The organism is Pandoraea nosoerga, from assembly GCF_902459585.1.
Classification (GTDB): domain Bacteria; phylum Pseudomonadota; class Gammaproteobacteria; order Burkholderiales; family Burkholderiaceae; genus Pandoraea; species Pandoraea nosoerga.
In genome coordinates, this window is sequence record NZ_CABPSC010000018.1 from 17,764 (window position 1) to 32,888 (window position 15,125).

Annotated in this window: 16 protein-coding genes; 11 read left to right on the forward strand and 5 right to left on the reverse strand. The window is 68.0% G+C overall.

Annotation, left to right across the window (positions count from 1 at the left end; genetic code table 11):
• From PNO31109_RS19395 to PNO31109_RS22240, 9 genes are all read left to right on the forward strand, one after another.
• Positions 1 to 1,383 carry a FliI/YscN family ATPase gene (locus PNO31109_RS19395; protein ID WP_150557089.1) on the forward strand — a complete coding sequence of 461 codons (1,383 nt, stop codon included), beginning with the start codon at positions 1 to 3 and terminating at the stop codon, positions 1,381 to 1,383.
• Positions 1,380 to 1,802 carry a hypothetical protein gene (locus tag PNO31109_RS19400; protein ID WP_150557090.1) on the forward strand — a complete coding sequence of 141 codons (423 nt, stop codon included), beginning with the start codon at positions 1,380 to 1,382 and terminating at the stop codon, positions 1,800 to 1,802. The genes PNO31109_RS19395 and PNO31109_RS19400 overlap by 4 nt, the downstream gene beginning before the upstream one ends.
• 100 nt (positions 1,803 to 1,902) lie before the next feature.
• On the forward strand, positions 1,903 to 2,349 hold the full coding sequence (locus tag PNO31109_RS19405) for a hypothetical protein (protein WP_150557091.1): 447 nt from the start codon (positions 1,903 to 1,905) through the stop codon (positions 2,347 to 2,349).
• On the forward strand, positions 2,339 to 3,568 hold the full coding sequence (locus PNO31109_RS19410) for a type III secretion system protein SepQ (RefSeq protein ID WP_150557092.1): 1,230 nt from the start codon (positions 2,339 to 2,341) through the stop codon (positions 3,566 to 3,568). The genes PNO31109_RS19405 and PNO31109_RS19410 overlap by 11 nt, the downstream gene beginning before the upstream one ends.
• 206 nt (positions 3,569 to 3,774) lie before the next feature.
• Entirely contained in the window at positions 3,775 to 4,425 is a 651-nt protein-coding gene (gene sctR / locus PNO31109_RS19415; RefSeq protein ID WP_150557093.1) for a type III secretion system export apparatus subunit SctR, read from the forward strand.
• A gap of 19 nt (positions 4,426 to 4,444) precedes the next feature.
• Complete coding sequence (sctS, locus tag PNO31109_RS19420) at positions 4,445 to 4,711, forward strand: type III secretion system export apparatus subunit SctS (RefSeq protein WP_150557094.1); 267 nt, start codon at positions 4,445 to 4,447, stop codon at positions 4,709 to 4,711.
• 6 nt (positions 4,712 to 4,717) lie between these two features.
• Entirely contained in the window at positions 4,718 to 5,560 is an 843-nt protein-coding gene (gene sctT, locus PNO31109_RS19425) for a type III secretion system export apparatus subunit SctT (protein ID WP_150557095.1), read from the forward strand.
• Between the two features lie 7 nt (positions 5,561 to 5,567).
• The gene (locus PNO31109_RS19430) at positions 5,568 to 6,725 is read left to right on the forward strand and encodes an EscU/YscU/HrcU family type III secretion system export apparatus switch protein (protein WP_150557096.1); all 1,158 of its coding nucleotides are present in this window, start codon (positions 5,568 to 5,570) and stop codon (positions 6,723 to 6,725) included.
• A complete protein-coding gene (locus PNO31109_RS22240; RefSeq protein WP_241014251.1) occupies positions 6,722 to 7,801 on the forward strand; it encodes a lytic transglycosylase domain-containing protein in 1,080 nt (359 codons plus the stop codon). The genes PNO31109_RS19430 and PNO31109_RS22240 overlap by 4 nt, the downstream gene beginning before the upstream one ends.
• Before the next feature lie 6 nt (positions 7,802 to 7,807).
• On the opposite strand, the gene PNO31109_RS19440 is transcribed toward PNO31109_RS22240, so the two are convergent.
• Positions 7,808 to 8,419 (reverse strand): glutathione S-transferase family protein, encoded by a 612-nt coding sequence (locus PNO31109_RS19440; RefSeq protein ID WP_150557097.1) that lies wholly within the window; start codon positions 8,417 to 8,419, stop codon positions 7,808 to 7,810.
• A gap of 275 nt (positions 8,420 to 8,694) precedes the next feature.
• Between PNO31109_RS19440 and purB the strand changes: the two genes are divergently transcribed.
• Positions 8,695 to 10,068 carry an adenylosuccinate lyase gene (purB, locus tag PNO31109_RS19445; protein WP_150557098.1) on the forward strand — a complete coding sequence of 458 codons (1,374 nt, stop codon included), beginning with the start codon at positions 8,695 to 8,697 and terminating at the stop codon, positions 10,066 to 10,068.
• Positions 10,069 to 10,224: 156 nt separating this feature from the next.
• On the forward strand, positions 10,225 to 10,674 hold the full coding sequence (locus tag PNO31109_RS19450; RefSeq protein WP_150557099.1) for a c-type cytochrome: 450 nt from the start codon (positions 10,225 to 10,227) through the stop codon (positions 10,672 to 10,674).
• Between the two features lie 100 nt (positions 10,675 to 10,774).
• Here the strand turns inward: PNO31109_RS19450 and PNO31109_RS19455 are convergent, their stop codons facing one another.
• The 4 genes from PNO31109_RS19455 to yajC form a co-directional block, all read right to left on the reverse strand.
• On the reverse strand, positions 10,775 to 11,461 hold the full coding sequence (locus PNO31109_RS19455) for a cytochrome b/b6 domain-containing protein (RefSeq protein WP_150557100.1): 687 nt from the start codon (positions 11,459 to 11,461) through the stop codon (positions 10,775 to 10,777).
• A 233-nt stretch (positions 11,462 to 11,694) separates the two neighbouring features.
• Positions 11,695 to 12,672 carry a protein translocase subunit SecF gene (gene secF, locus PNO31109_RS19460; RefSeq protein ID WP_150557101.1) on the reverse strand — a complete coding sequence of 326 codons (978 nt, stop codon included), beginning with the start codon at positions 12,670 to 12,672 and terminating at the stop codon, positions 11,695 to 11,697.
• A gap of 24 nt (positions 12,673 to 12,696) precedes the next feature.
• On the reverse strand, positions 12,697 to 14,598 hold the full coding sequence (gene secD, locus PNO31109_RS19465) for a protein translocase subunit SecD (protein ID WP_150557102.1): 1,902 nt from the start codon (positions 14,596 to 14,598) through the stop codon (positions 12,697 to 12,699).
• A 134-nt stretch (positions 14,599 to 14,732) separates the two neighbouring features.
• A complete protein-coding gene (yajC, locus tag PNO31109_RS19470) occupies positions 14,733 to 14,999 on the reverse strand; it encodes a preprotein translocase subunit YajC (protein WP_241014253.1) in 267 nt (88 codons plus the stop codon).
• Positions 15,000 to 15,125 lie beyond the last annotated feature (126 nt).

Genomic DNA, 15,125 nt, shown 5'->3' on the forward strand with positions numbered 1-15,125 from the left:
ATGCGCCGGCCCGACGAGACCCGCATCGCCCACGCGCTCGCACGGACGCTGGACTCCCGCCGCGGCGCGTGCGAAGCCTGGCAACGCGAATCCGCGCAGCCGGCGCGCTACGGACGCATCGACAAGATCACGCCGAATGCCATGCGGGCGCGACTGCCCGGCGCCGCGCTCGGCGAGCAGTGCCGGGTGCTCTCGCCCGCGCTCGACGCCGAGGTCATCGCGGTGGAGGGACGTCACGTATGGCTCGCGCCGTATGCGCAGCCGAACGGCGTGGCCAGCGGAACGCTGGTGCAGGCGCTGGGCACGGCGTCGCGCGTAGCGGTCGGCCCCCATCTGGTCGGCCGCGTGCTCGACGGGCTCGGCAGGCCGCTCGCGTCCGGGACGACAGGCGGCGAGCACGCGCGCGACACCGTCGCCGCTACGCCCGATGCGGCGTGGCGCGCCCTCGACGCGCCGCCCCCGCCGGCGATGGTACGCGCACCCGTCACCACGCCGCTGCCCGTCGGCGTGCGCGCCATCGACGGCATGCTCACCTGCGGCAGAGGGCAGCGTCTGGGCATCTTCGCGGCGGCGGGCGGCGGCAAGAGCACCCTGCTCGCGATGATGTGCCAGGGCGCGCAGGCCGACGTCATCGTACTCGCGCTCATCGGCGAGCGCGGCCGCGAGGTGCGCGAGTTTCTTGAGCACTCCCTCGCGCCCGAGGCGAGGGCACGCACCGTGTGCGTTGTCGCCACGTCGGACCGTCCCGCGCTGGAGCGCATGAAGGCGGCGTACACGGCGACGGCGATCGCCGAGGCGTTCCGCGACGAGGGCAAGGACGTGCTGCTGCTGATGGATTCGCTCACCCGCTTCGGGCGCGCCGTTCGCGACATCGGCATGGCCGCGGGCGAGCCGCTCGGCGCGACAAGCGGGCTGCCGCCCAGCTTCTACGCGCGCTTGCCGCGGCTGCTGGAGCGCGCGGGCACCGGCGCCGTCGGCAGCATTACCGCGTTCTATACCGTGCTGGTCGAGGGCGATAACCTCGACGAGCCGCTGGCCGACGAAGTGCGCTCGATTGTCGACGGGCACATCGTGTTGTCGCGGCGTCTGGCGCAGGAGAGCCACTATCCGCCCATCGACGTATCGAGGAGCCTGTCGCGCGTGATGACGCAGGTCGCGGACGCCGAGCACGTCGAGTGCGCGGCGCGAGTGCGGCGCGCGCTGGTGCTGGCCGCCGAGGTCGAGTTGCTCGTGCGCGTGGGTGAATACCAGCCGGGCAACGATCCCGAGACCGACGACGCCCTGGCGCGCGCGCCCGACATCCGTGCGTTCCTGTGCCAGCCGCAAGGCGAAGTGGCGCCCTTCGACGATACGCGCGACTGGCTCGCGCAACTGGTGGCATGAGCGATCGGGACGGCGCCCTCGCGCTGACGTCTCCAGCATCGCTAACGTCACTCGTGTCACTAACGTCGCTGGCGGCGCGGCGCGAAGCCGGTCTGCGGGCCGCCCTGGCGCGTCTGACGGCAGCCGCGCGCGAGGCCGGCGACGCACTCGCGGCCAGCGAGCGCGAGCACGCCCGGCTGCGCGAGGTCTGGCAGCAAGCCCTGGCGCGCGGCGGCGTGTACGCGCGGCGGGAGGCGGCGCAGGTCTCACGCGAGGTCGAGCAGGCGCGCGCAGCGCTCGCGCATGCCCGTGCGCGAGCACAGGCAGCGCACGCGCAGTGGCAGCAGGCGCAGGCGCAATTGCAGGAGCAGCGCGAACGGCTGTATGCCAACGCGCGCAAGCAGGAGAAGTTGCGCGCGTTGCTCGCGCAACGGCGTTGACGCCATGCCGCACGCTCTCTGGCCGCCCGCGCCTTGCAAGTCGCGCGACGGCTGGCGCGCCCCCGATGCAGCACCCCTTCGTCACCATGAGGAGCACACCATGAGTACCGTCCCACGCAGTGCCGTTTCCGCCGATCCTTTCGCCGGCCTGTCCGGCGAACGGGTGAAGTCGCATCACGACGCCGGGGCCCGCCGCTCGGGGTATCGCGACGAGTCCGACGAACGCCCGTTCACGTTGGCGCGCGAGCGGGTGGTGCGGGTGAGCGGCCCTGTCGACGTGCTGCGGTGGCTGCGCGTGTGGCGCGAGCGCCAAAGCGAGAATTGGGAGGGCGTGAGTTCGCTGCGCGTCGCGGTGCACGGCGGGGCGCTCGACGGTCTGGTCGTGGAAGCGCGGCGAGGGCGGCTGGGCATCACCGTCTCGCTGATCTGCGTGCGCCTGGCGCTGTACCGGCGGCTGCTCGCGCATCGTGGAGAACTGTCACGCGCGCTGACGTCGCGCCTCGGATTGGCGGTGACCGTCGAAGTGCAGGCGCGATATGTACCTTGAGCCGGGGGCGTTGCCGATCGCCGCGGGGCCGCTCGACGGTGTGCTGACGGGGGCTTCGGGCTGCGTCGCGTTCGCGGTGCAGGACATCGACGTAAGCGTCGGGTGGCTTCGCTCGGGCGGCGAGGGCCTCGTGGTGAGCGCCCGCGTCGATGACGGCGTCATGGCCCCGGTGCGTTTCTGGTGCGACGCGCAGCAATGGCACGATTGGCTCGCGCCGCGCTTGCCGGTGCCGCTGCACGAGGCACTTGCGTCGGACTGGGCGGAGATTGCCGCGTCGCTGACCCTGGCTCCCGCCATTGCCGGCGATGGCGATGATGAGGACGGTGGCGGTGATGGCGGTGATGGCGGTGATGGCGACCCCGTGGCGAGCGCCGCGGCTCTCGCCACATGGCCGCACGTGACGAACGTGGCGCCGGGCTGGGCGGCGGCGGCGTGGCGCGTCGGCATGGTCCTCGAGCGCGACGGCCGCCGGTTGGCGCTGAGCTATCTCGACGGCGCAACGTCGTGGCTGTCCACACGCTGTCAGGCGGCGCGCCAGAGCGACGCACCGCTCGATCCGGCAGGGCTCCCGCAGCGCCGCTGCACACTCGCTGCGGGATGGACGACGCTCGCGAGCCGGCAATGCGATGCGTTGCGCGAAGGCGATGCCGTGCTGCTGGACGTGGCCGCGGACGTCGAGCATGGCGAAGCATGGCTGCTGGACGGCGACTTCGCGATTGCGATCCGCGACGCTGCGCCGCTTGGGCGAAGCGTCGTGCTCGCCCCCATCGACCCCATCCCTCCCATCAACGGCAGCGACCCTATCGACGGTCCTCCCGACATCGGCCCCGCCCGCGCCGATCGACCGAACGCCGCACCGCCCGCGTCTTCCATGACCCGCCTGATCGCCGTCATCGGGGAGCGGCCTTTTCCTGTCCCCCTGCTGATGGCCTGGCGCGCCGGACGCGTCGACGCCCGGCCGCCCGTCTCCGAGGTCCATACGTTGTCCACCTCGCACGTCGTGTTGTGGCGAGATGGCATGCCGTGGGCCGCGGCGCGCTTATTGCGCTTTGGCTGCGGCGCATGGGCCGCACGCCTCGGCGCCGCGCATGGCGCGCTCGCCGCGGCGGGCGACGAGCCCACCGACGCGGCCAACGCTGCCGAAGCCGCCCAAGCCGCCCAAGCCGCCCAAGCCACCGAAGCCACCGAAGCCACCGAAGCCACGGAAATCCGCCCCTGACCCGATGTGGGTACGCAAGTCGCCGTGCTCTCCGCAATCTCGGGTGGTGACCGGATGGGCATGCGCGCGCGGCATTCCTAACATCGCCCGACGCCCGACACACCGCCGGCACGGTGTCGCGGCATTCCTTCGCAGGCCCCTCGCTTGTGCCGTCTTGTCGACGTCGTTTGCCGCGCCGCCCGCCCACGACGCCCATTGGAGTCCGCATGTCCCTGCTCGACCACCCGGTGCAGCTTGTCGTTGTGCTCTCGCTGCTGTCGATCATGCCGCTGCTGGTGGTGCTGGGCACTGCATTCCTGAAGCTTGCCGTGGTGTTCGCGCTGCTGCGCAACGCGCTCGGTACGCAGCAGATTCCCCCGAACATCGCCATCTACGGCCTGTCGCTCGTGCTTACCTGCTTCATCATGGCGCCCGTCGCCTTCGATATCGAAACGAATCTCGCGCGTCGCCCCGTCGCGATGTCCTCGCCCACTTTCGTGGCCGACGTCGACGCCGCCGTGCTCGCGCCTTACCGTGCCTTTCTCTCGCGCCACAGTGACGTGCGACAGCGCGAGTTCTTCGCTGGTATCGCCGGCCAGACGTGGCCGGAGGCGCATCGCGGGCGCCTGGGCGCCGATTCGCTGCTCGTGCTCATGCCCGCGTTTGCGCTCAGCCAGCTCGCCGAGGCGTTCAGGATCGGCCTGCTGCTGTACCTGCCATTCGTCGTGATCGATCTGGTGATCTCGAACATCCTGCTCGCGATGGGAATGATGATGGTCTCGCCCATGACCATCGCGTTGCCGTTCAAGCTGTTGATCTTCGTGATGATGAACGGCTGGGAGCAACTGGTGCGTCAGCTCATGCTCTCCTACGCATGACGGCTTCGGGAGTGTGTGCATGAGTGAAGCCATCGTCGTCAAGCTCACCAGCGAAATGCTGTGGCTCACGCTGCTGATGTCGCTGCCCACGGTCGTGGTGGCCGCCGTCGTCGGCGTGCTCGTCTCGCTCGTGCAGGCGCTCACGCAGGTGCAGGACCAGACCGTGCAGTTTCTCATCAAGCTCGTCGCCGTATCGGTCACGCTCGCTGCAACCTACGCGTGGATGGGCCATGTCCTGCTCAACTATGCGGGCGGCGCGTTCGAACAGATCAGCCGGATGCGGTGAGCGCCAATGACTCCCACGCTGCTCTCGGGCCTGGCGCCCGCCGCCGATGCGCTGCTCCCGCCCGTCTGGACCGGGCTCCATGACTGGGCGCTCGCCTGGGGCGTGGCGATGCTGCGCCCGCTGGGCATTGCCATGCTGCTGCCGGTGTTCTCCGTGGGCATGCTGGGGGCGGGCCTGTTGCGCAACGCCCTGGTGCTCGCGTTGGCGCTGCCGGCGGTGCCGCTCGTCCATGCCGCACCCGAGATGCCGGCGCAATGGACCGGCTGGGCCATGCTGGTCCTGCGCGAGCTGGGGGTGGGCGGGCTGCTCGGGTTCGCCGCCGCGCTGCCGTTCTGGGCGATGGACATGACCGGTTACGTGATCGACACCCTGCGGGGCGCGTCAATGGCAAGCGTGCTCAACCCGCTCATGGGCGCGCAATCCTCGGTCTTTGGCATCGCGCTCACGCAAATGCTGTGCGTGCTGTTCTTCATCACCCCGGCCGCGCATGCGTTGCTCGGTGCGCTGTACGACTCGTACACCGCGCTGCCCGTCGGCGCGGCCTGGCATTGGAGCGACGACAGCGCGGCCTGGCTGTTGTCGTTGTGGCAGGCAATGCAGCTCATGTGCCTGGCCGTCGCCCTGCCGGCGATCGTGGTGATGGTGCTCGTCGACCTGGCGATGGGCTTCGTCAACCGCGCGGCGCAGCAGCTCAACGTGTTCTTTCTCGCGATGCCCGTCAAGAGCGCCATGGCGCTGCTCGTGACGGTCGCGAGTCTGCCGTTCGCGATCGGCGTGCCACTGGCCAGTTGGTATCGGCTGCCCGAGATGTTTCGCGCGTGGCAGGCACTGGCGTTGCCGGCACCGTGAGGCTGACATGAGCGAAAGGAACCAGCCGCCCACACCCAAGAAGATCCAGGACCAGCGCAAGAAGGGGCGCGTCGCCAAGAGCGCCGATCTCAGCGTATGCGTGCAGCTCGGCGCGGTGCTGGCATGGCTGGTGTTCGAGGGGCCCGCGCTGTATGCCGCGCTCGAGGCGCTCGTCGCGCGCATGCTGCTCGTGCTGCGCGAGCCGGTCGACGAGGCGGTGCGCGGCATGCTGGCCCCTTCGCTGCTGCTGTTTCTGCGCTTCGCGGGCGGACTCGCGCTGCTGCTGGTCGTCACGACCTGGCTCGTCGTGATTCTGCAGATCGGCGCGCTGGTGGCGCCCGACGTGCTCCGTCCGAAATACGAGCGCATCGATCCCGTCGCCAAGGCGAAGCAACTGTTCTCGATGCAGTCGCTCTTCGAGTTCGGCAAATCACTCATGAAGGTGGCGGTGCTCGGCGTGGTGTTCTTCTATCTCGTGCGGCAGTACACGCCGTCGCTCGCGGTGTTGCCGATGTGCGGACCCTCGTGCGGGCTGGCGCTCACCGCGCGCCTGCTGTTCTGGCTGATGGCGGCGCTCGTGGCGGCCTACGTGGTGTTCGGCGGCCTCGATTACGCGTACCAGAAGTATCAACTGCGCAAGCAACTGATGATGTCTCACGAGGAGATCAAGCGCGAGCTCAAGGAAGTCGAGGGCAACCGCGAAATCAAGAACAAGCGTCGCGACATTCACCGGGAGACGATCGAGAGCGGCAGCCTGTCGGACAACGTCCGGCGCACGACGGCCGTCGTGCGCAATCCGACGCGTATTGCAGTGTGCCTGCGCTACGTGCCCGGAGAGACTGCCGTGCCGCTGGTGATCGAGAAGGGTCGCAATGCGCGCGCACGGCGTATCGTCGAGCTCGCGCAGCGCGAAGGGGTGCCGGTGATCGAGCACATTCCGGTCGCGCGGCGACTGATGGACGACGTCGAAGTCGACGCGCCGATTCCCGCCGATCTGTTCGACGCCGTGGCCGCGATTCTGCGTCTCGCGCTCGACCTGCCTTACGAAGTGGACGGCGCCGCGGATGACGCGCTGCACGGCGCAGCGGCGGACGCGCCAGGCGGTCGACGTGAGGGTGGGGCGCAAACGGGAAGGAACGTCGCCGGACCGGGAGGCGCGACATGACCGCGCCGCGGCGCCGGGCCGGCCGGTTCGCGGCATGGACGTTGACCCTTGGCGCGGGGCTGGTGTCGCTGTCGGCAACGGCTTCGACACCGGGACTGCTGCCGCGTCACCCGCGCGTTGCCGACGCGCAGCTGGCGGTGCCCGCGCCCCGCGTCGTCCCGCGCGCCGAGGCGGCTTCGCAGGCGCGTGTCCCGGAACGAATCGTCTCCGACACGAGCGCGGCGGCCTCGTCGATTTCGCAAGCACGGCCCTTTGATGCACGGCCCTTTGATGCCCTCGTCCGGCACGCGGCTCGTGCGGCGTCGCTGGAGGCGGCCCTGCTTCACGCCATCATCGAGACCGAGTCGGGCTACGATCCGCTGGCGGTGTCGCCGCGCGGCGCCATCGGTCTTATGCAGGTGCTGCCGCGCACCGGTGCGCGCTTCGGCGTGCGCCGTCTCGAGGACCCGGCGGAGAACCTGCGCGCCGGCGCGGCGTACCTGCGCTGGCTGCTCGAGCGTTTCGACGGCGAACTCGTTCTTGCGCTCGCCGCCTACAACGCCGGCGAGGGGGCCGTGTTGCGACACGGCCGCCGGATTCCACCATTCCCCGAGACGCAGAACTACGTGCGCAAAGTGATGGCGGGATATTCGCGTCTGGCCGATGCGGACCCGTCGCACGATCAGGATGCATGGCGTCGCGAGCAGGCGTCGCCGGCACAACGCCCCCTTCGACGCGAATCGCTCAGGGCGCGAGCAGCCGCCGCAGGCGTCGCGACGAGGCCGCCGCCTGCCGGCAGCGATCTCGCGGATATCCTGCGCGAGCCGGGCGAAGGCGCGCATGCCGTTCAGGCCGGGGCGTCCGCGGCGCGCGCGGCCGTCGCCCCGAGCCGTGCGGGTGCGGGGTCGTCGCGGGAGCCGGACCGGGACCCGACTGACGCACGCACCCCGTCGCCGCGTGCCACCGCAGACGCGGCGGCCGAGCGCGCCTGGCGCCTGCTGCGGGGTCTGGGGGAATGGATGACGCGCAGCCCGTCGGCGCGCATGGACGATCGCGATCGGCCGGCCGTCGTGATGCCGCCTCGTCAGGGCGGATGACGCCGATCAGGCCACCGGCACGGTGTCGGCCACGGACGGGCGCGCGGACATGCGCTCGAAGTGACGGGCCAGGTTGGGATGCGCGTCGCGCCACGGCACTTCCGGGAAACGGAAGTCGAGATAGCCCAGCGAGCAGGTCACGGCCACGTCGGCCAGCGTCAGGCGATTGCCGGCGCACCATTGACGCTCGGCCAGTCCGAGCTCCATGGCGCGCAGCCCCTCGGTGATCTTGCGCAGTTGCCGGTCGATGAGCCGTTGCGAGCGCGACGCCTCGTCATGGAACATCGTTTCGACGCGAATCTGCACGGCGGCGTCCGTCAGCCCGTCGGCAAGCGCTTCCCAGCAGCGCACTTCGGCGCGCTCGCGCCCGGACGGCGGCAGCAGCTTGCCCACGGGCGAGAGCGTGTCGAGGTATTCGCAGATCACGCGCGAGTCGAACACCGCTTCGCCGTCTTCCATCACCAGGCAAGGCACCTTGCCCAGCGGGTTGGACTCGTGGACGCGGCTGTCGTCGCCCCAGACATTCTCCAGCTCGAGCTTGTAGTCGAGCTTTTTTTCCGCCAGCACGATGCGGACTTTGCGAACGTAGGGACTGGCGAGGGCACCGATCAACTTCATGTGTTTCCTTCATAAATCGCTGTAGCGCGGGGGAGAGTATAACGTGCGGCCCGAGGCGGCCGAGCAGTGCCGCGAGCGGCACGGGGAAAGCATGGAGGAAGGCGGCGCGCCCGGGAAGCAGGAAGCGCCAGGCCAGGGCAGGGCCGCGGACATCGCCCACGCAACGGCGGCGGGCCGGCGTGCGGATGCCCGGGGGCCGGGAATGGTAAAATGGCGGTCTTTCCGAGTTGGCGCCACGCCGGCTCCCCCGGTTTTCTTTTTCGGTGCCCAGTGCCATGTCTGACGAATTCTCCCCCCTGACCGCGCTTTCCCCGCTCGACGGCCGTTATGCCAGCAAGACCGACGCCTTGCGCCCGTGGCTGTCCGAGGCGGCATTCATGCGTCACCGCGTGACGGTCGAAATCCACTGGCTGATCGCGCTGTCGAAGGCCGGTTTCGCCGAGATCGCGCCGTTCTCGGCGGCGGCGGAGACGTTCCTGCTCGAGCTGGCCGCCAACTTCTCGAACGCCGACGCCCAGCGCATCAAGGACATCGAGAAAGTCACCAATCACGACGTGAAGGCCGTCGAGTACTGGCTCAAGGAAAAGGTCCAGGGTCAGGCGGAACTCGAAAAGGCGAGCGAATTCATCCACTTCGCGTGCACGTCGGAAGACATCAACAACACGTCTCACGGCCTGATGATCAAGGGCGCGCGCGACAAGGTGCTCGTGCCGGCGCTCGAATCGCTGGTGGCCAAGCTCGGCGAGCTCGCACGCGAACACGCCGCCCAGCCGATGCTCTCGCGCACCCACGGCCAGCCCGCCTCGCCGACCACGCTCGGCAAGGAACTCGCCAACGTGGCCGTGCGTCTGGCCCGTGCGCTCGAGCGCATTCGCCGTGTGGAGCTGCTCGCCAAGATGAACGGCGCGGTCGGCAACTACAACGCCCACCTCTCGGCCTATCCGGAGTACGACTGGGAGTCGTTCTCGAAGGCGGTCATCGAGCAGCGTCTGGGCCTGACGTTCAATCCGTATACCATCCAGATCGAGCCGCACGACTACATGGCCGAGCTTTTCGACGCCGTGGCGCGTGCCAACACGATCCTGCTCGACCTGAACCGCGACATCTGGGGTTACATCTCGGTCGGCTACTTCAAGCAGAAGACGAAGGCCGGCGAGATCGGCTCGTCGACCATGCCGCACAAGGTCAACCCGATCGACTTCGAAAACTCGGAGGGCAATCTGGGGCTGGCCAACGCCGTGCTGCGTCACCTGGCCGACAAGCTGCCGGTCTCGCGCTGGCAACGCGACCTGACGGACTCCACCGTGTTGCGCAACATCGGCGTGGCCTTCGGGTACAGCCTGCTGGCGTATGACTCGTGCCTGCGCGGTCTGGGCAAGCTCGAGGTGAACCCGCAGCGTCTGGACGAAGACCTCGACAACACGTGGGAAGTGCTGGCCGAGCCGGTGCAGACGGTGATGCGCCGCTTTGGCGTGCCCAATCCTTACGAGCAACTCAAGGAGCTCACGCGCGGCAAGGGCATTACCCGTGAAGCGCTACAGGCCTTCATCAAGCAACTGGCCATTCCGGAAGACGCCAAGGCGCGCCTGCTGGAGATGACGCCGGCGAACTACGTCGGTATCGCCGAGTCGCTCGCCAAGCGCGTCTGACGCGCGAAGGCATTCTGTCGGGGACAGTGAACGGGCCGCCGGTGCGGCCCGTTTTTCATGGGCGCGACCCTGGCGCGCCGGGCGCCGCGAGGTGTCACACACATCGTCGGGTTGCTGTGTATCATAGCCGCACAATCTATAAGGAGAATCCCCTCGATGAAGCTGACTTTCGCCGTAGCCGCTCTCGCCGCCGCCGTCGTGCCGGCCCTCGCACAAGCCCAGTTCGCCAAGCCCGAGGACGCCGTGGAATACCGCCAGTCCGCACTCTTCCTGCTCGGCAACCACTTTGGCCGCATCGGCGCCGTCGTCAAGGGCGACGCCCCGTTCAACAAGGACGACGTGGCGAAGAACGCGGAACTCGTCGCCACGCTCTCGAAGCTGCCGTGGCCCGCCTTCGAGGGCGGCCAGACGACGGCAAAGAGCAAGGCCAAGCCGGAGGTCTTCTCCGACAAGGCGAAGTTCCAGCAAGCGGCCGAGAAAATGGAAACCGCGGTTGCCAAGCTCAACACCGTGGCCAAGGGCGGCGACCTCGCCTCGATCAAGACGGCCTTCGGCGAAGCGGCGCAGACCTGCAAGAGCTGCCACGACAACTTCCGCGCGAAGTAAATCGCTCCCGGGCTGTTCTCGCCACGGGAAAACAGGAAAGCCGGCCGCGTGCAACGCGACCGGCTTTTTGCATTCGGGCGCCGACGTAGCGCCCGACGCGTCAATACGACGGGAGCGACGCGACGGCCGGCGTCAGATGGACGATGCGGTACACGAGCGCCGAGGCCAGCGCGATCAGCACCAGCGCGCCGGCACGCACGCGCCAATCGTCACGCGCCGGGTGCGCCGGCGTGGCCAGATGCTTGTCGCCGCCGATCATTGGGGTGATCAGATCCTTCTTGCGCGCCACGCGGTAATAGACGATCGCCAGCACGTGCAGCGCCACGAGCGCCACGAGCACCCATTGATTGCGCTGATGCCAGCCGGTCAGGGCGTCGCTCAGGTCCTTGTCGATGAATTTGACGAGCGGCCCGTCGTTGAAGATATCGTCGTTCGAAAACAGGCCGAGCACGGCCTGGATGCCGAAGAAGAGCAGCATGGCGATGACCGACAGGCCGCCCAGCGGCGTGTGCCCGGCAAAACGCGCGTCGGTGGCCGCGGCGTCGCGCAGCGACCGAACGAACGTGAGCGGGCCGGTCAGGAAGGCGCTGAAGCGCGCGTAGCGCGGGCCCGCAAGGCCCCACACCACGCGGAAAATCAGCAAGGCGAGAATCGCGTAGCCGCACCAGAAGTGGTAGACCATCGCGTTGCCACCGGTCTTGGCCGTCACATAGGCCGCGACGGCGATCACGACGAACGACCAGTGGAACAGACGGGTGGGCAGGTCCCAGATGCGGATCGGCTTCATGGCAAGACGTGTCGGAATGGGCGAATCCCGCGAGATTACCGCAAGCCCGTGCGTCGTGCACGCGGCAGACCAGCGATGCTGGCCTGTTCGCTGGATTACCAAGTCGCCGTGCCGTACAGACGGGTGCGAAAGACCCGCGCGAGACTCGTGCGCGCGGACAAAAAAACCGCCGGACGCGCCGGCGGTTTTTTCAGATTGGCTTGGGACCGGCTTCGGACCGGTGCCCGCAGCGATCAGACCCGCGCGCCGAAGTTCGGATCGTTGCGATCCATCCCTTCCTCGCCGTCCTTGCTGGTGTGCTTGATGAGGTCATCGCGCTTCACGCCGAACCACATGGCGAGTGCGGCGGCCACGAACACCGACGAGTAGATGCCGAACAGAATACCCACGGTCAGCGCCAGCGCGAAGTAGTGCAGCGTCTGGCCGCCGAAGAAGAACATCGACAGCACCATCATTTCCGTGCTCGCGTGCGTGATGATCGTGCGCGACATGGTCGTGGTAATGGCGTGGTCGATCACTTCCTGCACGCTCGCCTTGCGCATCTTGCGGAACGTCTCGCGAATCCGGTCGAAAATCACGACCGATTCGTTCACGGAGTAGCCCAGCACCGCCAGCACCCCCGCGAGCACCGCCAGCGAGAACTCCCACTGGAAGTAGGCGAAGAAGCCGAGAATGATCACCACGTCATGCAGGTTGGCGATCACGCCGGCCACAGCGAACTTCCATTCGAAGCGAAACGACAGGTAGATGATGATGCCGACCACCACGAACGTGAGCGCCAGCAAGCCGTCGGTGAACAGCTCATGCCCGATCTGCGGGCCGACGAATTCCACGCGACGCAGCGACACGTCGGGCGCGTCCGCCTTGAGCGCGGTCATCACGGCGTCGCTTTGCTGCGCGCTGGTGATCTGCTTGCCGTCCGGACCGTTCTGAATCGGCAGCCGGATCATCACGTCGCGCGAGGTGCCGAAGCTCTGCACCTGCACGTCGCGGTAGCCGAGCTTGCCGACTTCGCCGCGGATCTTCTCCAGATCGGCCGCCTGCGTGTAGGCCACTTCCATGACCGTGCCGCCGGTAAACTCGATCGACAGGTGCAGGCCCCGCGTGAGCAGGAAGAACACCGCCGCCACGAACGTGAGCGCCGAGATGATGTTGAAGACGAGGGCGTGCCGCATGAACGGCACGTCTTTCTTGATACGGAAAAATTCCATGACTGTTTCCTCTCGCGCCTGCGCTTATTGCTCGCCTGCGTCGCGTGCGCCGGGGGTGTTCGCGGCGCCGTCCGGGCGCCAGACCTGACCGATCGCGAGCGTTTTGAGCTTGCGGCGGCTGCCGTACCACAGATTGACCAGACCGCGCGAGAAGAACACGGCCGAGAACATCGAGGTCAGAATGCCCAGGCAGTGCACCACGGCAAACGCGCGCACCGGGCCCGAGCCGAAGGCCAGCAGCGCCAGGCCGGCGATGAGCGTGGTCACGTTCGAGTCCAGAATCGTGGCCCAGGCGTGCTCGAAGCCGAGCGAAATCGCCTTCTGGGCCGACGCGCCCGCGCGCAGTTCCTCGCGGATACGCTCGTTGATCAGCACGTTCGCGTCGATGGCCATACCGAGGGTGAGCGCGATAGCCGCGATACCCGGCAGCGTGAGCGTGGCCTGCATCATCGAGAGCACGGCCACGAGCAGCAGCAGGTTGACCAGCAGGGCGATCACCGAGAACACCCCGAACAGCATGTAGTACAGCATCATGAAGACGGCGATGGCGACCAGGCCGTACAGCACCGAGTCCACGCCCTTTTGCACGTTGTCCGCGCCGAGGCTCGGGCCGATGGTGCGTTCCTCGATGATTTCCATCGGCGCGGCGAGCGAGCCGGCGCGCAGCAGCAGCGCGAGGTCGTTGGCCGCCTGCGCCGAGCCCATGCCGGTGATCTGGAAACTCTGGCCGAGTTCGCTGCGGATGTTCGCCACCGTCAGCACTTCGCCCTTGCCCTTCTCGAACAGCACGATGGCCATCGGCTTGCCGATGTTGTCGCGCGAGACGTCGCGCAGCACACGGCCGCCGGCGGCGTCGAGCTTGATGTTGACCGACGGTTGCTGGTGGTCGTCGAAGCCCGCGGCGGCGCTGGTGATGCGATCGCCGCTGAAGATGACCTGACGCTTGAGCAGCACCGGCGCCCCGTTGCCGTGCAGGAACAGTTCATCCTGCGGCGGCACCGGGGTGTCGGCCGATACGAGACGCGGTGCGTCCGGGTCCGCCAGACGCGCTTCGAGCGTTGCGGTGCGGCCGATGATGTCCTTCGCCTTGGCCGTGTCCTGCACGCCAGGCAGCTGCACCACGATGCGGTCCGGCCCTTCTTGCTGGATCACCGGCTCGGCCACGCCCAGTTCGTTCACGCGGTTGTGCAGCGTGACGATGTTCTGCTTGACGGCGTTGTCCTGCACCGCGCGGCGCGCCGCCTCGGTAAAGGCGCCCACGACCTTGAACGTGCCGTTGGGCCCCGCCTGGGTGGTGTACGACAGATCGGGCAGGCCGTCGCCCAGGGCGCCACGGGCGCGCTCGGCGTCTTCCTGGCTGGAGAAGGCGACTTCGATGCCGTTGTCCGTGCGCGTCACGCCGTTGTGGCGGATGTTCTTGTCGCGCAGGAGCGTGCGGGCGTCGGCGGCGGCCGCGTCCAGACGTTTCGTGATGGCGCCGGCCATGTCGACTTGCAGCAGGAAGTGCACGCCGCCGCGCAGATCGAGGCCGAGGTACATCGGCAGCGCGTGGATCTTGGCGAGCCATTCCGGCGAAGCCGAGAGCAGGTTCAGCGCGACGACGTAGGTCGGGTCGCTCGGATCGGCGTTCAGCGCCGTCTGGAGCAGGTCCTTCGCGCGCAGTTGCGTGTCGGTGTCGGCGAAGCGAATGCGCACGCTCGGGTTGTTGCCCGTGCTGTCGAACACGGCGCCCTGGTAGGCGATGTTCTGGGACTTCAGCGCGTCTTCGGCGCGAGAAAGCGTCGTGGGGTCGACCTTGACGGTCGCCTTGACGCTGGAAATCTGTACCGCCGGCGTTTCACCGAAGAGGTTCGGCAGCGTGTAGAGCACCCCGATGGCGAGCGCCACCAGAATGATGATGTATTTCCAGAGAGGATAGCGATTCATAGCGGCGGGCTAGGGTGATGCCTCGTGGCAAACCGTGCTGCAGACCGGCTCGCATGACAGCGCCGGCCGCGAGGACCGGCGGCGCCATGCACTGCGGCCGCCCGGAAGGGCGGCCGCGTGCGGTTGTGCGAAGGTCAGAGCGCCTTGATGGTGCCCTTCGGCAGCAGGGTCGTGATGGCGCCCTTCTGCACGTTGATCTCGACGTTCTCGGCGATCTCCACGGTGACGAACGTTTCGCCGACCTTCGAGATACGGCCGGCCAGGCCTCCCGAGGTCACGACTTCGTCGCCCTTGGCAAGCGCGGCCAGCATGTTGCGCACTTCTTTCTGACGCTTCATCTGCGGACGGATCATGATGAAGTACAGCACCACGAACATCAGCACGAGCGGCAGGAAGCTCATCAGGTTGCTGGTCGGGCTGGCGGCGCCAGCCGTCTGAGCGAAGGCTTCGGAAATCAGCACGTTCGGTTCTCCTTATGTGTAAGACGAGTAAAAGCCGCATGCGACCGGTTGCCCGGTCGCGCGCGG

Excerpts from the sequence above, each read along its gene's own strand:
- PNO31109_RS22240 (WP_241014251.1), top strand. The coding sequence starts at position 6,722 with ATGACCGCGCCGCGGCGCCGGGCCGGCCGGTTCGCGGCATGGACGTTG.
- PNO31109_RS19450 (WP_150557099.1), top strand. The coding sequence starts at position 10,225 with ATGAAGCTGACTTTCGCCGTAGCCGCTCTCGCCGCCGCCGTCGTGCCG.
- PNO31109_RS19430 (WP_150557096.1), top strand. The coding sequence starts at position 5,568 with ATGAGCGAAAGGAACCAGCCGCCCACACCCAAGAAGATCCAGGACCAG.
- sctS (WP_150557094.1), top strand. The coding sequence starts at position 4,445 with ATGAGTGAAGCCATCGTCGTCAAGCTCACCAGCGAAATGCTGTGGCTC.
- secF (WP_150557101.1), bottom strand. The coding sequence starts at position 12,672 with ATGGAATTTTTCCGTATCAAGAAAGACGTGCCGTTCATGCGGCACGCC.
- PNO31109_RS19410 (WP_150557092.1), top strand. The coding sequence starts at position 2,339 with ATGTACCTTGAGCCGGGGGCGTTGCCGATCGCCGCGGGGCCGCTCGAC.
- purB (WP_150557098.1), top strand. The coding sequence starts at position 8,695 with ATGTCTGACGAATTCTCCCCCCTGACCGCGCTTTCCCCGCTCGACGGC.
- PNO31109_RS19400 (WP_150557090.1), top strand. The coding sequence starts at position 1,380 with ATGAGCGATCGGGACGGCGCCCTCGCGCTGACGTCTCCAGCATCGCTA.
- sctT (WP_150557095.1), top strand. The coding sequence starts at position 4,718 with ATGACTCCCACGCTGCTCTCGGGCCTGGCGCCCGCCGCCGATGCGCTG.
- PNO31109_RS19440 (WP_150557097.1), bottom strand. The coding sequence starts at position 8,419 with ATGAAGTTGATCGGTGCCCTCGCCAGTCCCTACGTTCGCAAAGTCCGC.
- PNO31109_RS19405 (WP_150557091.1), top strand. The coding sequence starts at position 1,903 with ATGAGTACCGTCCCACGCAGTGCCGTTTCCGCCGATCCTTTCGCCGGC.
- PNO31109_RS19455 (WP_150557100.1), bottom strand. The coding sequence starts at position 11,461 with ATGAAGCCGATCCGCATCTGGGACCTGCCCACCCGTCTGTTCCACTGG.
- yajC (WP_241014253.1), bottom strand. The coding sequence starts at position 14,999 with ATGAGCTTCCTGCCGCTCGTGCTGATGTTCGTGGTGCTGTACTTCATC.
- sctR (WP_150557093.1), top strand. The coding sequence starts at position 3,775 with ATGTCCCTGCTCGACCACCCGGTGCAGCTTGTCGTTGTGCTCTCGCTG.
- secD (WP_150557102.1), bottom strand. The coding sequence starts at position 14,598 with ATGAATCGCTATCCTCTCTGGAAATACATCATCATTCTGGTGGCGCTC.
- PNO31109_RS19395 (WP_150557089.1), top strand. The coding sequence starts at position 1 with ATGCGCCGGCCCGACGAGACCCGCATCGCCCACGCGCTCGCACGGACG.